The following is an 18,983-nucleotide window of genomic DNA, read 5'->3' as shown; positions in this document are numbered from 1 at the left end:
ATGGTGGGGCAAGAAAAGTTTCTGATCCTGGGCTCGAACTCATTTTCGGGTGCGACCTTTGCCGATTATCTCGCGGCTAAAGGCTATGACGTGCTGGTCACCAGTCGGTCGGACGAGCCGCATGACGCGTTCCTGCCCTACAAGTGGCAGAAGCGACTGGGCAAGGTTCGTTTCAAGCGGGTCGATCTCAACAACGATCTCGACACGCTGAAGTCGCTGCTTTCAGCCGAGCGTCCGACCCATGTGGTCAACTTCGCCGCGCAAAGCATGGTAGGCGAGAGCTGGATCTATCCGGACCACTGGATGATGACCAACGTCGTCTCCGCGGTGCGGCTGCACGACATCCTGCGCAACTATGATGGGCTGGAGCGCTATGTCCACGTGACGACGCCCGAGGTCTATGGCTCGACCGAAGGCTGGGTGAAGGAAGACGCTCCCTTCAATCCGTCGACGCCCTATGCGGTGTCGCGCGCAGCCGGCGACATGAGCCTGCGCACCTATTTTGCGAACTATCAGTTCCCCGTGGTCTTCACCCGCGCGGCCAATGTCTATGGCCCCGGCCAGCAGCTCTATCGGATCGTGCCGCGCACTATCGTCGCCGCCATCGGCGGCCAGAAGCTGCGGCTTGACGGCGGCGGCAAGTCGGTGCGCGTCTTCATCCACATGACCGACGTGTCGGATGCGACGCTCAAGATCGCGCAGGGCGGCGCGCTCGGCGAGACCTATCACATTTCTGGTTATGAGCTGGTCTCGATCCGCGCGCTGGTCGAGATGATCTTGAAGCGGCTCGGCAAATCCTTCGAAGAATGCGTTGAGATCGGCCCCGAGCGTCCCGGCAAGGACACCGCCTATAAGCTCGACAGTTTCAAACTGCGCACCGAACTTGGCTGGCGCGACGCCTTCTCGCTGCAGCAGGGCATCGACGATGTGATCGCCTGGGCCGAGCGCTTCCGCGCCGATCTTCCGAAGCTGCCTACCAAGTACGAACACAAACCTTGAAGACCGCGCACTTGGAGGTGCGGGACTGGAGAGCACGATGAACGTTGCAGTCCGGACAACCACTGCGCCAGTCGATGCTGGCGCGCTGAAGCTGCAGGCAGCGCGGCTTCGCGGCAAGATCATCGAGATGTCGCATGCAGCCCAAGCTGCTCATCTGGCGTCCTCGCTATCCTGCGCGGACGTGATGACCGCAGCCTACTGGCATGTCCTCAACGTCGATCCGAAGAAGCCGACGGATCCATTCCGTGATCGCTTCATCCTGTCTAAGGGCCATGCTGCGGCGGCGCTCTATGCGACACTCGCGATGAAGGGCTATTTCCCGTTCGAAGAGCTCGACACCTATTGCAAGGATGGCGGGCGGCTCGCCGAGCACCCGCCTGCAAATCTGTTGCCCGGTGTCGAGGCCGCGACCGGCTCGCTCGGGCATGGCCTGCCGCTCGGCTGCGGCATGGCGCTGTCGGGACGCATCAAGGGCCAAACTTTCCGCGTCTTTGCACTCCTCTCCGATGGCGAGAACAACGAAGGCTCGGTGTGGGAGGCTGCGATGTTTGCCGCGGCCCAGAAGCTCGAAAACGTCTGCGTCGTCGTAGACTACAACAAGTGGCAGGCGACCGCGCGCTCCAACGAAACGCTGATGCTGGCGCCGCTCCGCGACAAATGGGCCACGTTCGGCTGGGATGCCCATGAAATCGACGGTCACGACGTTGGTGCGCTGGCAGAGGCCATGCAGCGCATTCCGAACGGCTCGGGCAAGCCGGTCGCGCTGATCGCGCACACCGTGAAGGGGAAAGGCGTGTCGTTCATGGAGGACGACAACAACTGGCACTATCGCGCGCCGACCACAGAGGAAGTCTTCAAGGCGCACAAGGAGCTTGGCCTGTCATGAGAAACGCATTCGCCGACGAACTGACCAAGCTCGGCAACGAGGATTCCCGCGTTGTCATGCTCTCGGGCGACATCGGTAACCGCTTGTTCGACAAGTTCAAGGACAAGCACCCCAGCCGCTTTTTCAACTGCGGCGTGGCCGAAGCCAACATGATGGGTGTCGCCGCGGGCATGGCGATGAACGGCCTGCGGCCGGTGGCCTACACCATCACCCCGTTCGTGACGACACGCTGCCTGGAGCAGATCCGCACCGACGTCTGCTATCACGAGGCGCCAGTGACCATCGTCGCGGTCGGCGCCGGGCTGGCCTATTCCGGCCTCGGTCCGACCCACCATGCCTGCGAGGACATCTCATTCCTGCGCTCGATCCCGAACATGGTCGTGATCTGCCCGGGCGACGCCTTCGAGGTGCGCGGCGCGCTGCGCGCTGCCATGGAGCAGGACCGTCCGGTCTACATTCGCATGGGCAAAAAGGGCGAGCCAGTCGTGCACAAGGGCCCGATCGCCGACTTCAAGATCGGCAAGGCCATCACGATCGAGGAAGGCAGCGACGTCTGCCTGCTCTCGACCGGCAACATGCTGCCCGAGGCGATCGAGGCCGCGCGTGTGCTGAAGAATAAGGATATCTCGGCGGAGGTCGTGAGCTTCCACACCGTGAAGCCGCTCGATGAGGACAACCTGAAGCAGACCTTTGCCCGCTTCAAGCTGGTCGCGACCATCGAGGAGCATTCGCTGATCGGCGGCTTCGGCGCCGCCGTCTCCGAATGGCTGGTCGACACCGAGACCCAGGCGAAGAAGTTCATCCGATTTGGCACGCCCGACGCCTTCTTCAAGAAGTCTGGTGAACAGGAATATGCCCGCGAAGTGCTGGGACTCACCGGCCACCAGATCGCGGACAAGATCGTCCACGCATTGAGCTGAGATTTTAGCTAATGAAAACCCAAGCTGCCCTCCTGATCCAGACCGGCCAACCGCTCGTGCTGGCCGACATTGAGACGCCGGCCTTGAAGCCTGGGCAGGTGCTCGTCGAGATCGCCTATTCCGGCGCCTGCGGCACGCAGGTGATGGAATGGCGCGGCGACAAGGGCGAGGACAAATGGGTACCGCATTGCCTCGGCCACGAAGGCACCGGCATAGTATTGGAGGTCGGCAGCGCCGTCACCAAGGTCAAGGCCGGCGACAAGGTCGTGCTGTCCTGGATCAAGGGCACGGGCATCGAGGCAGGCGGTGCCGTCTATGACTGGGATGGCAAAAAGGTCAATGCCGGCGGCGTCACAACCTTCCAGCGCCATTCTGTGGTCAGCGAGAACCGCCTGACCCTGCTGCCATCAGACCTGCCGATGGATGTTGCCGTGCTGCTCGGCTGCGCCGCGCCGACCGGCATGGGCGCAGTCTACAACGTGCTCAAGGTCCAGCCGGGCGATGCGGTCGCCGTGTTCGGTACCGGCGGCATTGGTCTCAACGCGTTGATGGCAGCGGCGCTCGCCGGCGCCATGCCGGTGATTGGCATCGACCCAAATCCGACACGCCGGGCGCTGGCCAAGATCTATGGCGCGACCCATGTGATCGACGCCACTGGCGACGTGCTGGCCGAGATCAAGAAGCTCGTGCCACAAGGCGTTGATCTGGCTGTCGAATCGTCCGGCATCCCGGCTGTGATGGAACAGGCCATTAATTCCACCCGGCAGCAGGGGGGCCGCGCCGTCGTGATTGGCAATGCCAAGCATGGCGCGGTGCTACCGCTCAATCCAGGCGTCTTCAACCAGGGCAAGAGCCTGCTCGGCACCTGGGGCGGCGACAGCGTGCCGGATCGCGATTACGGACGATACGGGCGGCTGCTGAGCTCCGGCCGGTTCCCGGTGCGAGACCTGCTTTCCAAGCCCTACAGCCTCGCCCAGGCTGATCAGGCGCTGCAGGATTTGGCGGCAGGCAAGGTCGGCCGCCCGCTCATCGACATGTCGCTGCGCTGATCGTCAGGTGAAGTGATGCGGATCGGGATCGACTTCGACAACACGATCGCGTGCTATGACGGCGTGTTTCATGCGGCGGCGCTGGAGCGCGGCCTGATCCCGGCTGAGCTCGGCCGCGACAAGAACAGCGTTCGTGACCATCTCAACGGCTCCGGACGCAAGGACGATTTCACCGAACTTCAGGGCTATGTCTACGGCGCCCGGATGGATCTGGTGTCGCCCTACCCCGGCCTAGCCGAATTCGTCACTGCCGCCCGCAAGGCCGGCCACGACCTCTTCATCGTCAGCCACAAGACTAGGCACCCGATCCTCGGGCCAAAGCATGACATGCATGCCGCTGCGCGCGGCTTCCTGACTGACCGCGGCCTTATGGGATTGGGCACAGACCAGATCGCGCCCGAACGGGTCTTCTTCGAGCTGACGAAGGAAGAGAAGGTCGCCCGCGCCGGGACCCTCGCCTGCGAGGTCTTTATCGACGACCTGCCGGAAATCCTCGGCATGGCCGGCTTCGCCGAGGGGACCCGAAAGATCCTGTTCGACCCCGAGAACCAGTTCGCGGGCAAGGCAGCCCAATTCGATCGCCGCGCGTCCTGGGCGGAGATCGCGGCGGATTTCGTCCGTGAATGCGCCTGACGCCCTCCCCGAGACCGACGCCGCGTTGCTGGCGCTCGCCCAGCGCTTGACTGCGGAGGTCGATCGGAGCACACCGCGCGGACTGGCGCGGCTGGCCGGCGGCCGCAACAACCTAGTCTACCGGCTCGAAACCGACGACGGTCCCCTGGTGCTGAAGCGCTATTTCACCGACGCGCGCGACACCCGCGACCGGCTCGGTGCGGAATGGAGTTTCATCACGCACGCATGGACGCGCGGCAGTCACGTCGTGCCTGAGCCGCTGGCCTGTGACCGCACCGAACGGGCGGGCCTCTACAGCTTCGTGCAGGGGCGCAAACTCACCGCATCCGAATTGACGGAAGCGCATGTCGACGCGGCAATCGATTTCGTGCTCGCGGTCAACGAACAGCCCCGCCCTGCTTTGGCGCCGGGCTCGGAAGCCTGCTTCTCGCTGACCGATCATATCGGCACGATCGAGCGCCGGGTCGGCCGGCTTGCCAAGCTTGATGATGACGTCCCCTACGTCGCGAGAGCGCGCCACTTCATTGCGACCAGACTGCAGCCGGCGTGGGACGCCGTGAAGGCGAAGATTGCGGCCGGCGCGGCCGGATTCTCGGTCGGTCAGGCACTCGGCGCAGACGAGAGCTGCCTGTCACCGTCCGATTTCGGCTTCCACAATGCGTTGATAGACGATAACGGCAAACTGACCTTCCTCGATTTCGAATATGCCGGCCGCGACGATGTGGCCAAGCTGGTCTCCGACTTCTTCTGCCAGCCGGAAGTGCCAGTGCCGTTGTCATTGCATGGTCATTTCATCGATCGCATGGCAGTGGGCCTCGGCCTCGATGCCGCCAGCGTCGTCCGTTGCCGCCTGCTTCTCGACGCCTACCAGGTCAAATGGACCTGCATCATCCTCAACGACTTCCTGCCGCTCGGCGCAGCCCGGCGGGCTTTTGCCGACACTGGCGCGTGGGAGGAGCGCTGCGCGGCGCAGCTCGCGAAAGCCGAAGCGAAGCTCGCCCTGATCCCCGCCTAGACATCGTAAACGACATCCTCACATCCGGAGAACCTCATGGCCTATCGCGAGTTCGTCAGTCTCGTCCACAAATCGACCAAGCGCGATTACATCGCGCGCGTCACCCAACGCGACAAGGGCGATGTCGCGGAAATGGCGATCAAGTTCGACTATGACTATTGGGACGGCAGCCGCGAGACCGGCTATGGCGGCTATAAATATGACGGTCGCTGGCGCAAGGTTGCGGATGCCATGATCGAAACTTACGGCATCAAGCCGGGCATGCGCGTGCTCGATGTCGGCTCCGGCAAGGGTTTTATCCTGCACGATTTCCGCGAGGCTATTCCGGAACTCGAGGTCGCCGGCATCGACATCTCTTCCTATGGCGTCGCGCATACGATGGAGAGCGTGAAGCCGTTCTGCCAGGTTGGCAGCGCGTCGAAGCTGCCCTGGCCCGACAACCATTTTGACCTCGTCATCTCGATCAATACACTTCACAATCTCTACAACTATGACCTCGACTCGGCACTGCGCGAGATGGAGCGTGTCGGCCGCGGCGCCAAATATCTCTGCGTCGAGGGCTATCGCAACGAGCGTGAGAAGGTAAACCTGATGTACTGGCAGCTGACCTGCCGCATCTTCCACACCCCGAAAGAATGGGATTTCGAATTCAAGAAATCCGGCTACACCGGCGATCACGAGTTTATTTTCTTCGAATGATGCCTGCCGATCGTCGCCCCACTGCGACGAGTCCAGAGATGCGGGCCCGCCCCAGCTGATGGACATACCCAATCTTATGCTTAGGAGCCGGGCTTGATGATCAAGCCTTGCCCTGTCGGCAGCGCCAATACCTCCACTCCGCGCTGTGCGGCGAAGGCATCGAACGCCTGCTTCTGTAGTTCGTAGCGGACGAAACCATAGTCATCCAGCAAAATGGGCGCGCCGGGCGACAACCGGTCCCAGAAATAGTTCGCCGCGGCGATCTCGGGCGCCGCGTTGTTCATATCGATTGAGAGATAGGCAACTTTGTCGATGTTGGCGCTTGGCAGCGTATCAGGAACGCTGCCGCGGATAATCACGATGTCTTTGAATTCGGCGAAATTCCTGAGCACATGGTCATAGATGTCTTCCCCAAAACCGACACGGAAATGCGGGACGTTGATAAGTTCTTCGTCCGACAATTGAGTTTCATCAACACCGCGGAACGTGTCGAACAGAAAAAACTTTCTGCCGATATCATTCCAACCGAAATAGGACGCGATAGCGGTACTTAACAACCCCTTCCAAACACCGCATTCGACAAAGGAACCGTTCAGCTTGAGAGCCAAACTGGCGCACCACAAGGCAACGTGTACGCGCCAATAGTAGTGATGATCGATGACCGTCGCCTGAATTGCACGTTTATAGGCGGCAACGAACCTTCGGTTCCGCATGAAATCGTGATTGTGAATAATAAATGGATCGGTTCGCAGCCCATCAAAATCGTAAATCGGCACGTATAAGCCGTCATCGGCAAGGTGGGCCTCAGCGCTAGTGGGTTGAGAAGATTGCCGAGCGGTCGGCGCGCCGGCTGACAAAATCTCGACCGTCCGCCGCAACCGCACCAATTCGTCACCCTGGGCACGAAGTGCTGCCGACTCACGTTGCAATGTGGTCAGGTATGCCTTGCTCACTGTTTCAGATGGGTCGCCATCGCGGGGCGTCATATGAAACCTGTTGGTCTCGACGCTGCCCTGGAACGCGTCCTCCACCTGCTTGGCGAAAGGATCAATTGCAAGCTGCGTAACCGTTGCTAAAATAGGATTGCGGTGCTTCGCCTGCTCCCCCGTCAATGGGATTTCGTGTCCCCTCGCAGTCAATCGATCGAGGGTGTCCGTTCGCACCAACTGTAAGCCGAGCGAACGCAACATCTGATTAGTGATGGTCTTGCCGGACTAGATCAATCCCATCTGCGTGTCCCGAAATACGGTTTGTACAGCGTCGCTTGTGGCAATCCGAGCCCTACTGTCCCACGAGCCGCCCCAATCGCGCAAGTGGCAATAAATCACGTCGCTATCTGGAGATGCAATCTGCAAATTGGATGCAAGTGGTAGCAAATGAGGGAAAGCCGGGATTCGCTGGATAGTGACGGCACGACTTAAGGTTTAGCTGCCTTGCAACAGGCACTTGGTGGGGCTCCCTCATCCCGCCCGAGACGCGCTTTGCATTTGATCTGGACTTTATGCCATTGGCGCTCAACGAAGCGATGGTCCACGACCGGTTGGACATCCTCCTCCAACCGCCAAACCAGTGACCGTCGGAAAGGCCATGACCGTGCTTAGATAAGATTGCCAACCTGTCTTGATCCGCCAGCGACAGAGCTTCCCCCTTGCACAGCCCCCTCAGGAACGTTAAGCGGATTGATCGATAGCAGTGCCTTAGGCACTCTTCGTCAAGCGTCGCCTCAGCAACTGAACGGTACCGCGTCGGAGATATTGAATGCTCACCCAATTGAAGTCGGCGCTGGCGAATTCGCTCTCATCGTCGGCGCTATATTGGTTGCGTTCCGTGAAACGGGCCATCATGTCGGAGCCACCACTGCCCTGGCCCTACGGACCGGCGACGACGCCTGCAAAGTCGATTTCTCAGCCGGACGTCGATGATGGACGAACGATCCAGGACATCGCGCTCGAGAAATACAAGGCCCGACAGATTGCTTCACCGGCGTGGTTTTATGGCTATGAAGATGTTCTCATCCTGCCGGCGCGGGAGATCGCGAAAGCACTGACGCTCTGCGTACAGTACATCAACGGTTCTCACGTCAACGGTGACATCGCCGAATTTGGCACGATGGGCGGCTTCAGCGCGAGGACGATCGCCCTTTCCATGGTCTTCGATTTCCAGCGACAGCCGCTCGGCAAGAGCGCTTCCGGCGAGAACCCGTTCCGTAAGCTGCGGCTGTTTGACAGCTTCGAGGGCCTGCCGGAAATAACATCGCCGATCGACCAGATCTCGCCTCACGTCGTGTCCGGTGCGTGGGCCAAGGGAGGTTGCAAGGTGCTTGCGGCGCCGGAGCTGCGCAAGTTGATCGGGAAAGTCCTCCCTCCGCATCGCTTCGAACTCTATGAGGGCTGGTTTGCTGACACCGTTAAGACGCTTCCGCCCGAAACACGATTTGCGATGATCCACTTCGATGGCGATCTGTATCAATCTACGATCGATGCGCTCGAACCGCTGTTCGCACGAGGGATGATCTCCACTGGGGCCATCCTCTGTTTCGACGACTGGAATGCCAATCGCGCGCTTCCGACCACCGGTGAACGGCAGGCCTGGAAGGAACTGGTGGAGAAGTTCCACATCGAAGCCAGCAACGGGGGAGATTACTCAGTCGGTGGAACGAGGTTCATCATCCATTCCTATCACGGCATCCCTGCCGACCCTGAGTAGGGGGCAAAGCGCCAGAATTGCGCATGCCGTCGATTGTCCGGCCAACCGGGAAGATCGAGCCTGGCACGGTGAGATGGCCGGGGTCGAACGCGGTCAACTCCTGTCCGTTCGGCCCGGTCCGGGTCAGGCAGCCATCATCGTTGCAGAAGACATTGCGCATCGAGATGTAATTGATGCCGAGTTCGCCCGACAGAGCGCGAGCAAAGCATCTCGGCCTCGCGTCCATTCGTCGTTCGAGCGATAGAAAGTCCGCGCCGGCAGCACTGTCCCCGTTTGTCGGTAGTAGTCCAGGACGTTCTCGGACAACCCCGCACCTTGCCAGCTCGGCGGAGGGCCCATGAGAACGATCCGCGCAACACTGGCGGCTCGAAGCTGTGACACCGTGCGTCGCAGATCCTTGCGCAAGTGGGCTCGGCTTGTCCCCAAGTCGCGTAGAGAATGACAACATCAGGATGCAGTTCGCCCAAACGGGCGACGACATCGTCATTGATGCTCTTGCAGAACGGTCGTTCCGCGAGCGTGTAGCCGATCAAGGGGACAGGCGGGCCATGTACTGGGCGATGTCATGCCAGCTCTCGGCTGCAAAGTGGAGCAGTCCGGGATAGAGGGCGCCGCCGTACGAATCTCCCAGATCAATAGCAGCGGACGGCCGCCGTGACCGGCGCATTCGGGAGCGAACTCCGACGCCGGCTGCAGTAGCAACAGACACGTGCCACGTCGCCAGTGCATCGAGATTTCACTACCCGACAGCATGAATCCCCGAATTGATGGCGGGAAACGCGCCGGCAGGCCGCGCGTATTGACCGCGGCCATTCCGATGAACCAGGTGCCGGCCATCGCAGCTATGAGAGGCGTGACCCTCAGGCTGAGCGCGGATTTATCAGACCTGACGGGCCGCTCGACGAAGTGATGGGTCAACCACGCAAGCAGAAAAGTGAGAGCGAGGAGACCGCACATCATCAGTGCGGCGATAGATCCGCCGCCGTTCAGCTTGGCGAACGCAATGAGCGGAAAATGCCAGAGATACAGCGGATAGCTGATCAGCCCGATGAAAACCATCGGACGTGCAGACAACAGGCGACGAAGAACAGACGTCCTCGCAGTTGCGATCAAGGCCATCGCTGCCAGCACAGGAACCAATGTCAGAAAGCCTGGCCAAGGCGGGCGGCCCCTGATCGCCCAGAACGCGCAGGCGATGCCAACCAGTACTTCATAAGGCGAGCACAGCGTCGAACCGGGAACCGATGAGCTTGCCCTTAGCTGGACACAGCGCGAGCACAGCTCCCGCAAGAAGCTCCCAACCTCTAGTCATCGGCGAATAGAACGCCCATGATGACTCGAGCGGACGTCAGCACGCAGACCGAAATGGAGCCGAGCGCAAGCGCCGCCACTATTGTAACGGCTCGCGCGGGCCAGCCCAAGATCAGCCAGAGTACTGCCGGCCAAAAGATCTAATACTGCTCATTGATCCCGAGTGACCACAGATGTAGCAGCGGAAGACGCTCCGCGCCGGGATCGAAATAGCCGACGATCTGCTCGTGAAGGACAAAATTCTCTATGAAATCGGCCGCGCCCTTGACGTTGGCTCCCAGTGCTTCCATCGCCCCCGCGGGCAACGCGAGCCAACCCAACATGAAAGTCGCGAGAACGACGACAATTAACGCCGGAAATATTCTCAGAATCCGATAAGCGTAGAAATGAGTGAGCTGAAGCGCTTCTCCAGCATCTCCCTAGTGGATGATCCCGGTAATCAGATATCCGGAAATAACGAAGAAGATATCCACGCCGGCGAATCCGCCTGGAACCATCCATGGAAACGAGTGATAGGCAAGCATGGCCGGCAGCCCATCGATCTCGGGGCGATATCGGGGAAGGCGCGGTAAGTCCGTGCCAATCATACGCGCGCTCTTACCCAAGAGCGGCCCGCTCCACCGCTAACGTGCATCTTTGCTGTTCAAAGCCTGAAACGCCGCTGTGTTTTCCAATGCGCTGACGAGGTCGCGCGTGAATTCGATGCCGCCGTTCCTGTCGAGATGCCCGCCTTTGTCCCAGCTCGAATAGTCTGTCCTTGCCGGCAGCGCCGTTTCGATACCAACGGCGTCCGCGATCTCGCGCAGCTGAGTCATGCAGCCGTGGAAATTGGGAACCAGCGTCAGCACCACCGGTGCGCCAAGGCTGCGGACGAACTCGCGTGCGTTGGCGATAACCTCAGGCGTGGTGTGACAGTTCGGATCGCGCGTCATCTTCACCGGCGAATTCTCTTCCGCGAGGAAGCTCGGAAAGCCGCTCATATCGCTTGCTCCGGTTTCATCGTTACGGAAAAACCGCGGAATGACGGTCTTACTGGAAGGCAGTAGCCCGTTGCGTATCCCGGCGGTGACGTCTTCGAGCCTCCACCGCAAGTTCCGCCGTACCACGTCGTAATACGCTTTCGCGCGCCCATGTTGTGTGGCAGGAATGGGCCTCACGTCCGCACCGAAGGCGCGGGTGATATTGCGGCTGAAAAAGTTTCCGCCCCCGCCACCGTCGTCGGCGTTGATGATCCAGAGTCTCGGATGCAGATGATATTTCTCGATGATCTGCCGCGAGAACTCGCCGCTGGCAATGCCGACGAACGACATGTTAAAGAACTTCAGGCCATACCGCTTTTCGAGACGATCGCGAATCACATCTTCATTCAGTGCAAAGGCTACGAGCGACGATCCGAGTATCACGACATCGGCGCTCCGCACATGATCGATCGAGCGGCCGATATTGTGAAAGAATAGATCCTGATCCTGGATTTCGGTCACATAGTCGCCTGCGAGGTCTTCATACCAGGAGGTCTTCCCGGCCGACGCTATGGCGGCGAAGTGGTCGCCCTGCACTCGACCAAAAAAAAGACAGGACAGTGCGAGGCTCGTTATGATTATGCCGGCAAGAAACGCCACGTAGAGTCGGCTGCCCCGGCCAATTTCGGCCGTTTGATCGCGGGATAAAGGCCTCACCAGCGTAGCTGTCTGGTTGAACGATTTATCGATGGCGATATCCGTCGCTCAGCGCGCCGTCCCCTATTGGTCAAAACCCGGCATCACCTTCAAAACCTGCTCGGCGATCATGAGCGAGCCGGCATGAGTGAGATGGCCGCTATCATAGGCAGTGAGGTCCGCCCCGTTCGGTCCTATTCGGGCCAGACAGCCGTCGTCGTTGCACATGATACGCCGCGCGGAGACATATTCGATTCCCAGGCTCTTGGCCTGATCTTCCAGGAATTGGTCCAGCGCTTGCGTCCAGGCATCATTCGAGCGGTACTTTGTGCGCTCCGGCAATAACGTACGGTGTTGATAATAGTAATCGAGCACATTTGCCGGCAGGCCTTCGCCAAGCCATGTAGCCGGCGGCCCCAGCAACACGATCCGGGGGATCTTGAATGCTCTCAACCGCGCAACGGTCTTTTCTAGGCCCGTGTGGAGATCGTTGGGGCCATAGCTCCAGGTCGAGTAGAATATGACCGCCTCCGGCTTCAGCTCGGCCAGGCGCTCAAGGACGAAATCATTGGCGCCCTTGCAGAACCGCCGCTCCGGATGCACGAAATCCTTCAGCGGTGGGCAGGCCGATGCTGTGTATTCAGCGACATCAAAGCCGCGCTCGGCGCCGAAATGAGCCAGTCCTGGATACAGCGATGCGCCATAAGAGTCGCCCCAAACCACAACGAGCGGATGGCGGCCGCTGCCGGCGCATTCCGGCGAGAAATGCGATGCGCTCTGATCCGGCCTCAGCAGGCACTTGTCGGCGCGCCAGTACCGCGCCGTCTCGCTACCATCGAGCATGAAGCCCCGCAGGCTCTCGGGAATGCGCATCGGCAATCCATTAGTCTGGTCAGCGACAAGCCCGACCGCGCCCAGCGCAACCATTCCACCAACCAATGCCCCGATCTTGTAGCCCACATGCTGTTTCCCGAAACGGATCGGACGCTCGATAAACTGGTAGGTCAGCCAGGACAGAAGGAAACTGGCGACCAGAACGCAGAGCATCCATGACACCGGCACCGCATCCGCAAAATGGATGCGCGCATATGCCATCAGCGGATAGTGCCACAGATAGAGCGGATAGCTGATCAGCCCCACGAACACGGCGGGCCGGCTCGCCAGCACGTAGCGGTGAACGAGCGTGTTGCTTGTCCCAATGAGCGCGGCAGCGGCGAACACAGGCACCAGCGTGGCGTAGCTGGGAAAAGGCGTCTTGGGGTTGAAGCGCCAGAGCGCCACCGCAATCGCCAGCAAAGCACAGAGAGCGACGATCTCGCGGAAGGCTCGAAACGTCGTCCCAGCGGCCACCACCGGTGCACGGCTGCTATTGAGCGACAACGCCAGACCCGATCCGACCAGCAATTCCCATGCCCGTGTCAGCGGAAGATAGAACGCATGTTCAGGCGCGCGAGCCTGAACGATGACGCAGGCCACAAGCGAGGCCAGAGCCAATGCCGCGGTCATGGCGAGGGTTCGTAGGCGCCACCGGCTGATCAGCAAGAGCAGCAGCGGCCAGACGATATAATACTGTTCCTCGATACCGAGCGACCATAGATGCAAAAGCGGCTTCTTGTCGGCCGCGAGATCGAAATAGCTGACTTGGCCAAGCAGAACGAAATTTTGCGCGAAGATGGCGCCACCGGCGATATTCGTGCCCAGCGATTTCAGGTCCCGCGGCGGCAGTGCAAACCACGCGATCAGGAATGTGGCGAGGACGACGGCAATCAGGGCCGGAAAAATGCGCCTGATACGTCGGGCGTAGAAGTCCGTGATGCTAAACCTTCCGCGCATCATCTGCTGGTGGATGATGCCTGTGATCAAAAAGCCGGAGATAACGAAGAAAATATCGACGCCGATGAACCCACCCGAAACACGCGTAGGAAAAGCGTGATAGAGCAGCACCGACAGGACGGCCACCGCGCGAAGACCGTCGATATCCTCACGATAGCGCAGCGACGTTGCGTGGACCGGTTCGAAGGTGAGATTGGACTGCGCGATGTTCATCGGTGCCGGCTTCAGCTTTGCGTATCAGCCAAAAGGGAGGTGGAATATTTCTCCAGGAAATAGCGGCTGGGTCTCGAGTTGCCGAAGAAGCCGGGAGTTTTCACGCATCTCTCCCAACTATCATCGACCGGCGGGATCGTCGGCTTGCTGCAGCTGGACAGATCCAGGACCTCCTTGGTGGTCTCGAGAATTTCATCGGCGCTGCTTTCGCCCACTACAAGGCCGGCGCTCTTCACAGTCTCATAGGTCGGGAATGCCCAACGCCATTGCTCCGATGTCACATCGCTCAGCGACAGCATTCGCCCGTCCGTTGTGTGGACCGGTTTTAGCGTGAAGCGGGTATCCTTAGACCACAACAGCCCGACGGAGCTGAGTGCGTTTACCATAGAGGTCGGGATGCCGAAGCTCGAGGCGACATAGGCGAACCCTGACGTCGTGCCGATGAAGGCCCGCGCGCGGCGCACCAAATGGATATCCATCTCCGGCACCTGATCGGGACTGCGCGCATAGTCTATGACCCGCGGCATTTCGGGCATCGGCGGCGCCTTGCGCCCGCCCATTCGGACAACCCATCCGCCCATCGCAGTGATATGGCGGACAGTCTCTAGATAATTGCCTATCGCAGCGCTGCGGATAGACTCGCCGAAGCCAAGCGTCTCGCCGCGCGCCTCGGCATCCCGCATATGCAAGCAGACGTGCCAATCGCCGGGGCCCATTCCCCATTTCCGCCGCAGCGACTGGTAGAGCGTCTCGGTCCGATCGTCCGACCGCATCTTCTCGTCATATACGTCGCGCAGGGGGAACCCCCCGCCCTCACGCTCCCATTGCTGCAAGGCCATGGCGCCGGCGTCATTCCAGTACATGGTCCGACCATCCTGGAATTCAAAAGCCTGGTGGGAATCGCCGATGAATGGCGTGAGACTGGCCAATTCGAACCAGGCTCCCTCAGGCACGTCCTCGCCAAGGATCAGAGTTGGACACAGCTCCTCGAACAGGGACAAGAAGGTCCTGTTTGCGATTCTCTCCTTATACCCCAATAGAACAGGCGAGCCCTTCCACCATCCCATCTTTCGCATTAACAGATGCACATTGAGATGGCCGTTATGTCCGATCAAGGCACTCCAGTCCGGCGAGAGCAGCCTCACATCGGAGAGTTCCACCCCGATGCCGTCCAGCACTCGCTTCAATGCGCGCGAAGGTTTGGGCAATGATCGACGTAGTCGCCGCTGCGTCTCCATGTAACGGTGATAGACCGGCGGAACGAGATTGCCCTCGCCGTTATGATAGGTTCTAAGCAACAGATCCCGGTAAGCGTACCAGACATAGATATCCAGAGAGAGCGACCGCTCGGGCTGGTAAGTAGGGAAGTGCTCCCAGTAACGACCGGCAGTGTCCAGAGCTGGTATAACACCAGTCAAATCCGAGAGGTCGAGCTCGCGCAACAAGCGTTCGACGACCTCCCTGTCCCTGAAGAAATACGGGATGTATTGCTCAGCTGGAACATCGTGCGGTACACCATCCAAATTGATGTGCCCGCGAAAAGCCCGTTCTTCGTACTGGAAGTTCCTGTGTTCGAGCATCATCCGCAAGAGAACGCGGAGCTCCCACGACTTTGCGACGATGTTGGTCCAGTCCAATCCGTGAATCTGAGTCAGCAGATCCATCGAATATCCGTCCCCAACGGCGCCCGCTTCCTGTAGCGCCATGTTGAACAGGGGATTGTCGACCGTCCAATCGAGTCTGCGGAAGAGTGTGAGAGCTTCCCTCCGATAGCCGCTCTTGAGCAAATAGAAGGCAATCTCGTTTGGGTATTGCGCCGAAAACGAGCTATCTAAAATCCACTTGAGATGCTTCCCTAGAAACGGACCGCAAAAAAAAACGAAGTGGCGGTCCAGCCCTCCGTGCTGGAAATTGTGCCGGAACCACATGGTGAGGCGGAAGCGCATTTTGAAGGAGAGAAGGACAAAAACGAGGTCTCGCACAAAATGCTTGAGCTGGCTTCGCCTGAGGATGCGGAACACAGGGCTTGCAATTCTTGCAAGCACACGACTTTTCCGGGAGTTGGGGAGAGCAAGCGCGCGGTCGACTATACTAGCCACGGAAGTGGGTGAGTCCAACATCAGCGCCCCTTGTTATCCCCGTCGTCGAACAGTCGATAGATGATTTAGATGAAGTCATGCGCCGCCCTTCGCCGCGCCTGAAGTTCGACCCACCTCATAACCACGAAATCTGAAGTATCAAAGCCAACGTGGCGATTATCAGACCGGCTGCAGAAACCGTCAGGTTGAGTGAGATAGATCGCGGCTCGCCGATCCGACTTGACCGAGCACGATCTCTGGGCCGGCCACGACCTTATGCCGCATGATTATCCTCAAAAGCCGTAACAAAAGTTATAGGTTGTGGACAACCGCTTATGGCACCGAATAATAGAGGACGTCAAACCAATTTGCCGGGCTGGAACACGTGGCAAAAATGCCTTAATGCCAAGTGCTTCGACCGGCTTATTTTCGATTATGCTCCGTCCTTCATCAAACTGAACGAGTTCGCCCATCCAAGTCATGCGCCCAGGCTCATTATTATTTCAATGCGGCCTTTGCCGGCAAACCATCGGTACGCCCGCGTTGCCGCTTGGGCAGCTTCCCGTTTGCAACAGGTTTGCCAGAGCAGCGCAAGTCGACACTTTGCTAAATCTCGACGTCGTGGAATGCGAGACCTGCCAGCTGATACAGTTGCGCGACGCCCCCCCCGTCGACGCCCTCACACCACAGTTGCCCTGGATCCGCTATCGCGAGCCAGAGGGCCATCTCGATGCGCTGGTTGAGGCCGTACTCGCTTTTCGTCCCCAAGCACGCTCCACGCTCGGCACCGGGCCGTTTGAGCAGCCGCTCTTGTCGCGCCTTGGAGCGCGCGGTCTTTTGACTACGGAGCTGGAGCTTGGCACGGTTCCTACCGGCAATAACTACCCCTATCTTGAAAGCTGGCAGGCCAGTCTCAATCAGCCGAGGCTTGCAGACATTGCCGCGCGGCGCGGAACCTTCGACATTGTTTCCTCCCGCTACATCATCGAGCATTCGTCAGCGCCAATCGATGCGCTCCATGCGCTAAAATGCCTGCTCAACCCTGGTGGATTGCTGCTGGTCGAGGTTCCCGACAGCAGCAAATTTCTCGCCGCGCGCGATTATTGCTTCCTGTGGGAAGAGCACAGCTGCTACTTCGTCGAAGACACGCTCGCGCGGCTTGCGAAAGCCGCCGGCTTTCATGTGCTGTCGGTGCTGCGCTATCCGGGGGCCCTGGAGGATGCGCTGATTGCCGTCTTAGAGGTCGCAAAAGCCCCTCCACCGCAGCTTTCCCCCCAAGGCCCCTCGCTGCTCTTTACAGCTTATCGCGAACAATTTGCGGCAACGCGGGAGCGTCTGCACAAAAGACTCGCCCGCGCCGCCGGCCCCGCCAAGGATCGGGTCGCCCTGTTCGGGATCGGTCACCATGCGATCATGTTCGTCAATGCGTTCGGCCTCAGCGACGACATCGCGCTTGCGGTCGACGACGATCCCGACAAGGCCGGCTTTTTTCCCCCAGGTTTCAAGGTCCCCGTGGTAAGCTCGCAGGCGCTGCTGGAGGACGAGCGGATAACGACCTGCCTGTTCGCCGTAGCGCCTCATATCCAGGCGAAGGTGCAGGCCAAGCTTGCGCCACGCGCAGCAGGCGGGGTGGAATTCAAGTCGGTTTATGCGGCGCTCGAGGATTCGATCATGAAGGATCTTGCGTGATGGCTCTGGTTCAGAAATCTCCGGAAGTGTTCCTGGCCGAGGGCCCGATCTCGGCGGTCGGCAGTAGCGAGCTCGACACACTGAAGGCCGCGGTGAAGGCGAGCGCCAAGCGGCGCGCCCGCATCAACACCCATCCCAACGGCGACGACGCGCTGCATGAGATGATTATCGCAATCGATCCCAGCTCGTATATCCGTCCCCACAAACATCCCGGCAAGAGCGAGGCCTTTCATATCGTCGAGGGCGAAGTCGATATCGTCGTCTTCAAGGATGATGGCGAGATCGATCAGATCGTTCCACTCGGAGCAGCCGGTAGCGGACGATCGTTCTACTACCGGATGTCGAGGCCATTCTTTCATACCCTGATTATCCGCAGCGACGTCCTGATCGTCCACGAAATCACTAACGGCCCGTTCCGGCCGCAGGGGACCATCTTCGCCGATTTTGCGCCCGAGGATTCCGACACAGAGAAGGCTGAAGCCTACCAGGCCGACCTCGTCCGGCGGGTGGCCGCGCTGCAGGGAACAGCCGTATGAGCGACCAGCACGCTGTCGTCATCGGCGGCACCAAGGGCCTTGGGCGGATCATCGTCGAGAACTTTCGTGCGCGCGGATGCGCGGTCAGCGTCGTGTCGCGGACCAAGATCGCCGAGTTTGCAGAAGGTCCGCGGTTGCGGCACTTCACGGCCGATCTTGAAAAAGCGGAGAGCCTCGCTAGCCTACCGGCGCAAATCCGAGAGGCGCTCGGATCTGTCAATTATCTCGTGCTGAGCCAGCGCTTCCGTGGGCAAGGTGATCCCTGGGTCGGCGAGATCCAGGTCGGCTTGACTGCCTCACGCGACTTGGTCGAGGGGTTTACGGCGCATTTCGCCGACCACGGCGACCGCGCCATCGGCGTGATCAGCTCAGTCTATGCCGAGTTCGTCGGCAGCTCCCAGCCGGTCGGCTATCACGTCGTCAAAGGCGGCCTCAACGCCATGGTCCGGCACTACGCAGCTACGCTCGGGCGCAAGGGAATCCGTGTCAACGCCATCATGCCGTTGACCTACCTGAAGCCGGAATCGCGCGCCTTCTACGAGAGCAATGAAAAACTGATGGATATCTACAAGCGCCTGGTACCGCTCGGCCGCCTCGGCACAGCCGAGGAGTCGGCCAATGCAATCGATTTTCTGTGCAGCGAGCGCGCCTCGTTTATCAACGGCCAATCCCTGTTCCTGGACGGCGGCGTCTCCGTGGTCTGGCAGGAAGAGGTTGCCAAGAACTTTTCCGGGCTATGAATCTGCCCGGCAATTGCCTAA

18 protein-coding genes are annotated in these 18,983 nt (G+C 59.9%); 12 read left to right on the top strand and 6 right to left on the bottom strand.

Annotated features, from left to right (window positions below; all coding sequences use genetic code 11):
• From ACR9YP_RS18045 to ACR9YP_RS18015, 7 genes are read left to right on the top strand one after another with little or no spacing between them, the layout of a single operon-like run.
• Positions 1-999, top strand: coding sequence for a GDP-mannose 4,6-dehydratase (locus ACR9YP_RS18045; RefSeq protein WP_474220638.1), 999 nt, complete (start codon positions 1-3; stop codon positions 997-999).
• Between the two features lie 37 nt (positions 1,000-1,036).
• Entirely contained in the window at positions 1,037-1,885 is an 849-nt protein-coding gene (locus ACR9YP_RS18040) for a transketolase (RefSeq protein ID WP_474220637.1), read from the top strand.
• Positions 1,882-2,805 carry a transketolase family protein gene (locus tag ACR9YP_RS18035; RefSeq protein ID WP_474220636.1) on the top strand — a complete coding sequence of 308 codons (924 nt, stop codon included), beginning with the start codon at positions 1,882-1,884 and terminating at the stop codon, positions 2,803-2,805. Before ACR9YP_RS18040 ends, ACR9YP_RS18035 begins: the two co-directional genes overlap by 4 nt.
• Positions 2,806-2,816: 11 nt before the next feature.
• A complete protein-coding gene (locus ACR9YP_RS18030) occupies positions 2,817-3,854 on the top strand; it encodes a zinc-binding dehydrogenase (protein WP_474220635.1) in 1,038 nt (345 codons plus the stop codon).
• Positions 3,855-3,869: 15 nt separating this feature from the next.
• Positions 3,870-4,487: an HAD family hydrolase gene (locus tag ACR9YP_RS18025; RefSeq protein ID WP_474220634.1), complete on the top strand. Its 618-nt coding sequence runs from the start codon at positions 3,870-3,872 to the stop codon at positions 4,485-4,487.
• On the top strand, positions 4,474-5,502 hold the full coding sequence (locus ACR9YP_RS18020) for an aminoglycoside phosphotransferase family protein (RefSeq protein ID WP_474220633.1): 1,029 nt from the start codon (positions 4,474-4,476) through the stop codon (positions 5,500-5,502). Before ACR9YP_RS18025 ends, ACR9YP_RS18020 begins: the two co-directional genes overlap by 14 nt.
• 36 nt (positions 5,503-5,538) lie before the next feature.
• Positions 5,539-6,201, top strand: coding sequence for a class I SAM-dependent methyltransferase (locus tag ACR9YP_RS18015; protein WP_474220632.1), 663 nt, complete (start codon positions 5,539-5,541; stop codon positions 6,199-6,201).
• Between the two features lie 80 nt (positions 6,202-6,281).
• On the opposite strand, the gene ACR9YP_RS18010 is transcribed toward ACR9YP_RS18015, so the two are convergent.
• Entirely contained in the window at positions 6,282-7,313 is a 1,032-nt protein-coding gene (locus tag ACR9YP_RS18010; protein WP_474220631.1) for a TylF/MycF/NovP-related O-methyltransferase, read from the bottom strand.
• A gap of 646 nt (positions 7,314-7,959) precedes the next feature.
• Between ACR9YP_RS18010 and ACR9YP_RS18005 the strand changes: the two genes are divergently transcribed.
• Positions 7,960-8,907, top strand: coding sequence for a TylF/MycF/NovP-related O-methyltransferase (locus tag ACR9YP_RS18005; RefSeq protein ID WP_474220630.1), 948 nt, complete (start codon positions 7,960-7,962; stop codon positions 8,905-8,907).
• A 483-nt stretch (positions 8,908-9,390) separates the two neighbouring features.
• On the opposite strand, the gene ACR9YP_RS18000 is transcribed toward ACR9YP_RS18005, so the two are convergent.
• Together ACR9YP_RS18000 and ACR9YP_RS17995 are read right to left on the bottom strand one after the other, a co-directional pair.
• On the bottom strand, positions 9,391-10,026 hold the full coding sequence (locus ACR9YP_RS18000; RefSeq protein WP_474220629.1) for an acyltransferase family protein: 636 nt from the start codon (positions 10,024-10,026) through the stop codon (positions 9,391-9,393).
• Positions 10,027-10,358: 332 nt separating this feature from the next.
• Positions 10,359-10,541, bottom strand: coding sequence for a hypothetical protein (locus tag ACR9YP_RS17995; protein ID WP_474220628.1), 183 nt, complete (start codon positions 10,539-10,541; stop codon positions 10,359-10,361).
• 63 nt (positions 10,542-10,604) lie between these two features.
• Between ACR9YP_RS17995 and ACR9YP_RS17990 the strand changes: the two genes are divergently transcribed.
• Entirely contained in the window at positions 10,605-10,790 is a 186-nt protein-coding gene (locus ACR9YP_RS17990; protein ID WP_474220627.1) for a hypothetical protein, read from the top strand.
• Between the two features lie 51 nt (positions 10,791-10,841).
• Here the strand turns inward: ACR9YP_RS17990 and ACR9YP_RS17985 are convergent, their stop codons facing one another.
• The 3 genes from ACR9YP_RS17985 to ACR9YP_RS17975 all read right to left on the bottom strand — a co-directional run bounded on the left by ACR9YP_RS17985 (position 10,842) and on the right by ACR9YP_RS17975 (position 15,964).
• Positions 10,842-11,837 (bottom strand): hypothetical protein, encoded by a 996-nt coding sequence (locus tag ACR9YP_RS17985; protein ID WP_474220626.1) that lies wholly within the window; start codon positions 11,835-11,837, stop codon positions 10,842-10,844.
• A 120-nt stretch (positions 11,838-11,957) separates the two neighbouring features.
• Positions 11,958-13,919, bottom strand: coding sequence for an acyltransferase family protein (locus ACR9YP_RS17980; RefSeq protein WP_474220625.1), 1,962 nt, complete (start codon positions 13,917-13,919; stop codon positions 11,958-11,960).
• Between the two features lie 11 nt (positions 13,920-13,930).
• Positions 13,931-15,964: a TIGR04372 family glycosyltransferase gene (locus tag ACR9YP_RS17975; RefSeq protein WP_474220624.1), complete on the bottom strand. Its 2,034-nt coding sequence runs from the start codon at positions 15,962-15,964 to the stop codon at positions 13,931-13,933.
• Between the two features lie 513 nt (positions 15,965-16,477).
• Here ACR9YP_RS17975 and ACR9YP_RS17970 point away from each other — a divergent pair.
• The 3 genes from ACR9YP_RS17970 to ACR9YP_RS17960 are packed head-to-tail and all read left to right on the top strand — an operon-like array spanning position 16,478 to position 18,962.
• Positions 16,478-17,686, top strand: coding sequence for a class I SAM-dependent methyltransferase (locus ACR9YP_RS17970; protein WP_474220623.1), 1,209 nt, complete (start codon positions 16,478-16,480; stop codon positions 17,684-17,686).
• The gene (locus tag ACR9YP_RS17965) at positions 17,686-18,222 is read left to right on the top strand and encodes a WbuC family cupin fold metalloprotein (protein WP_474220621.1); all 537 of its coding nucleotides are present in this window, start codon (positions 17,686-17,688) and stop codon (positions 18,220-18,222) included. Before ACR9YP_RS17970 ends, ACR9YP_RS17965 begins: the two co-directional genes overlap by 1 nt.
• A complete protein-coding gene (locus tag ACR9YP_RS17960) occupies positions 18,219-18,962 on the top strand; it encodes an SDR family NAD(P)-dependent oxidoreductase (RefSeq protein ID WP_474220620.1) in 744 nt (247 codons plus the stop codon). Before ACR9YP_RS17965 ends, ACR9YP_RS17960 begins: the two co-directional genes overlap by 4 nt.
• Positions 18,963-18,983 lie beyond the last annotated feature (21 nt).

The sequence above is a fragment of the Bradyrhizobium sp. BR14999 genome, assembly GCF_056106085.1.
Note: the sequence above shows the minus strand (reverse complement) of the source record. Positions and strands in the feature narration are given on the sequence as shown.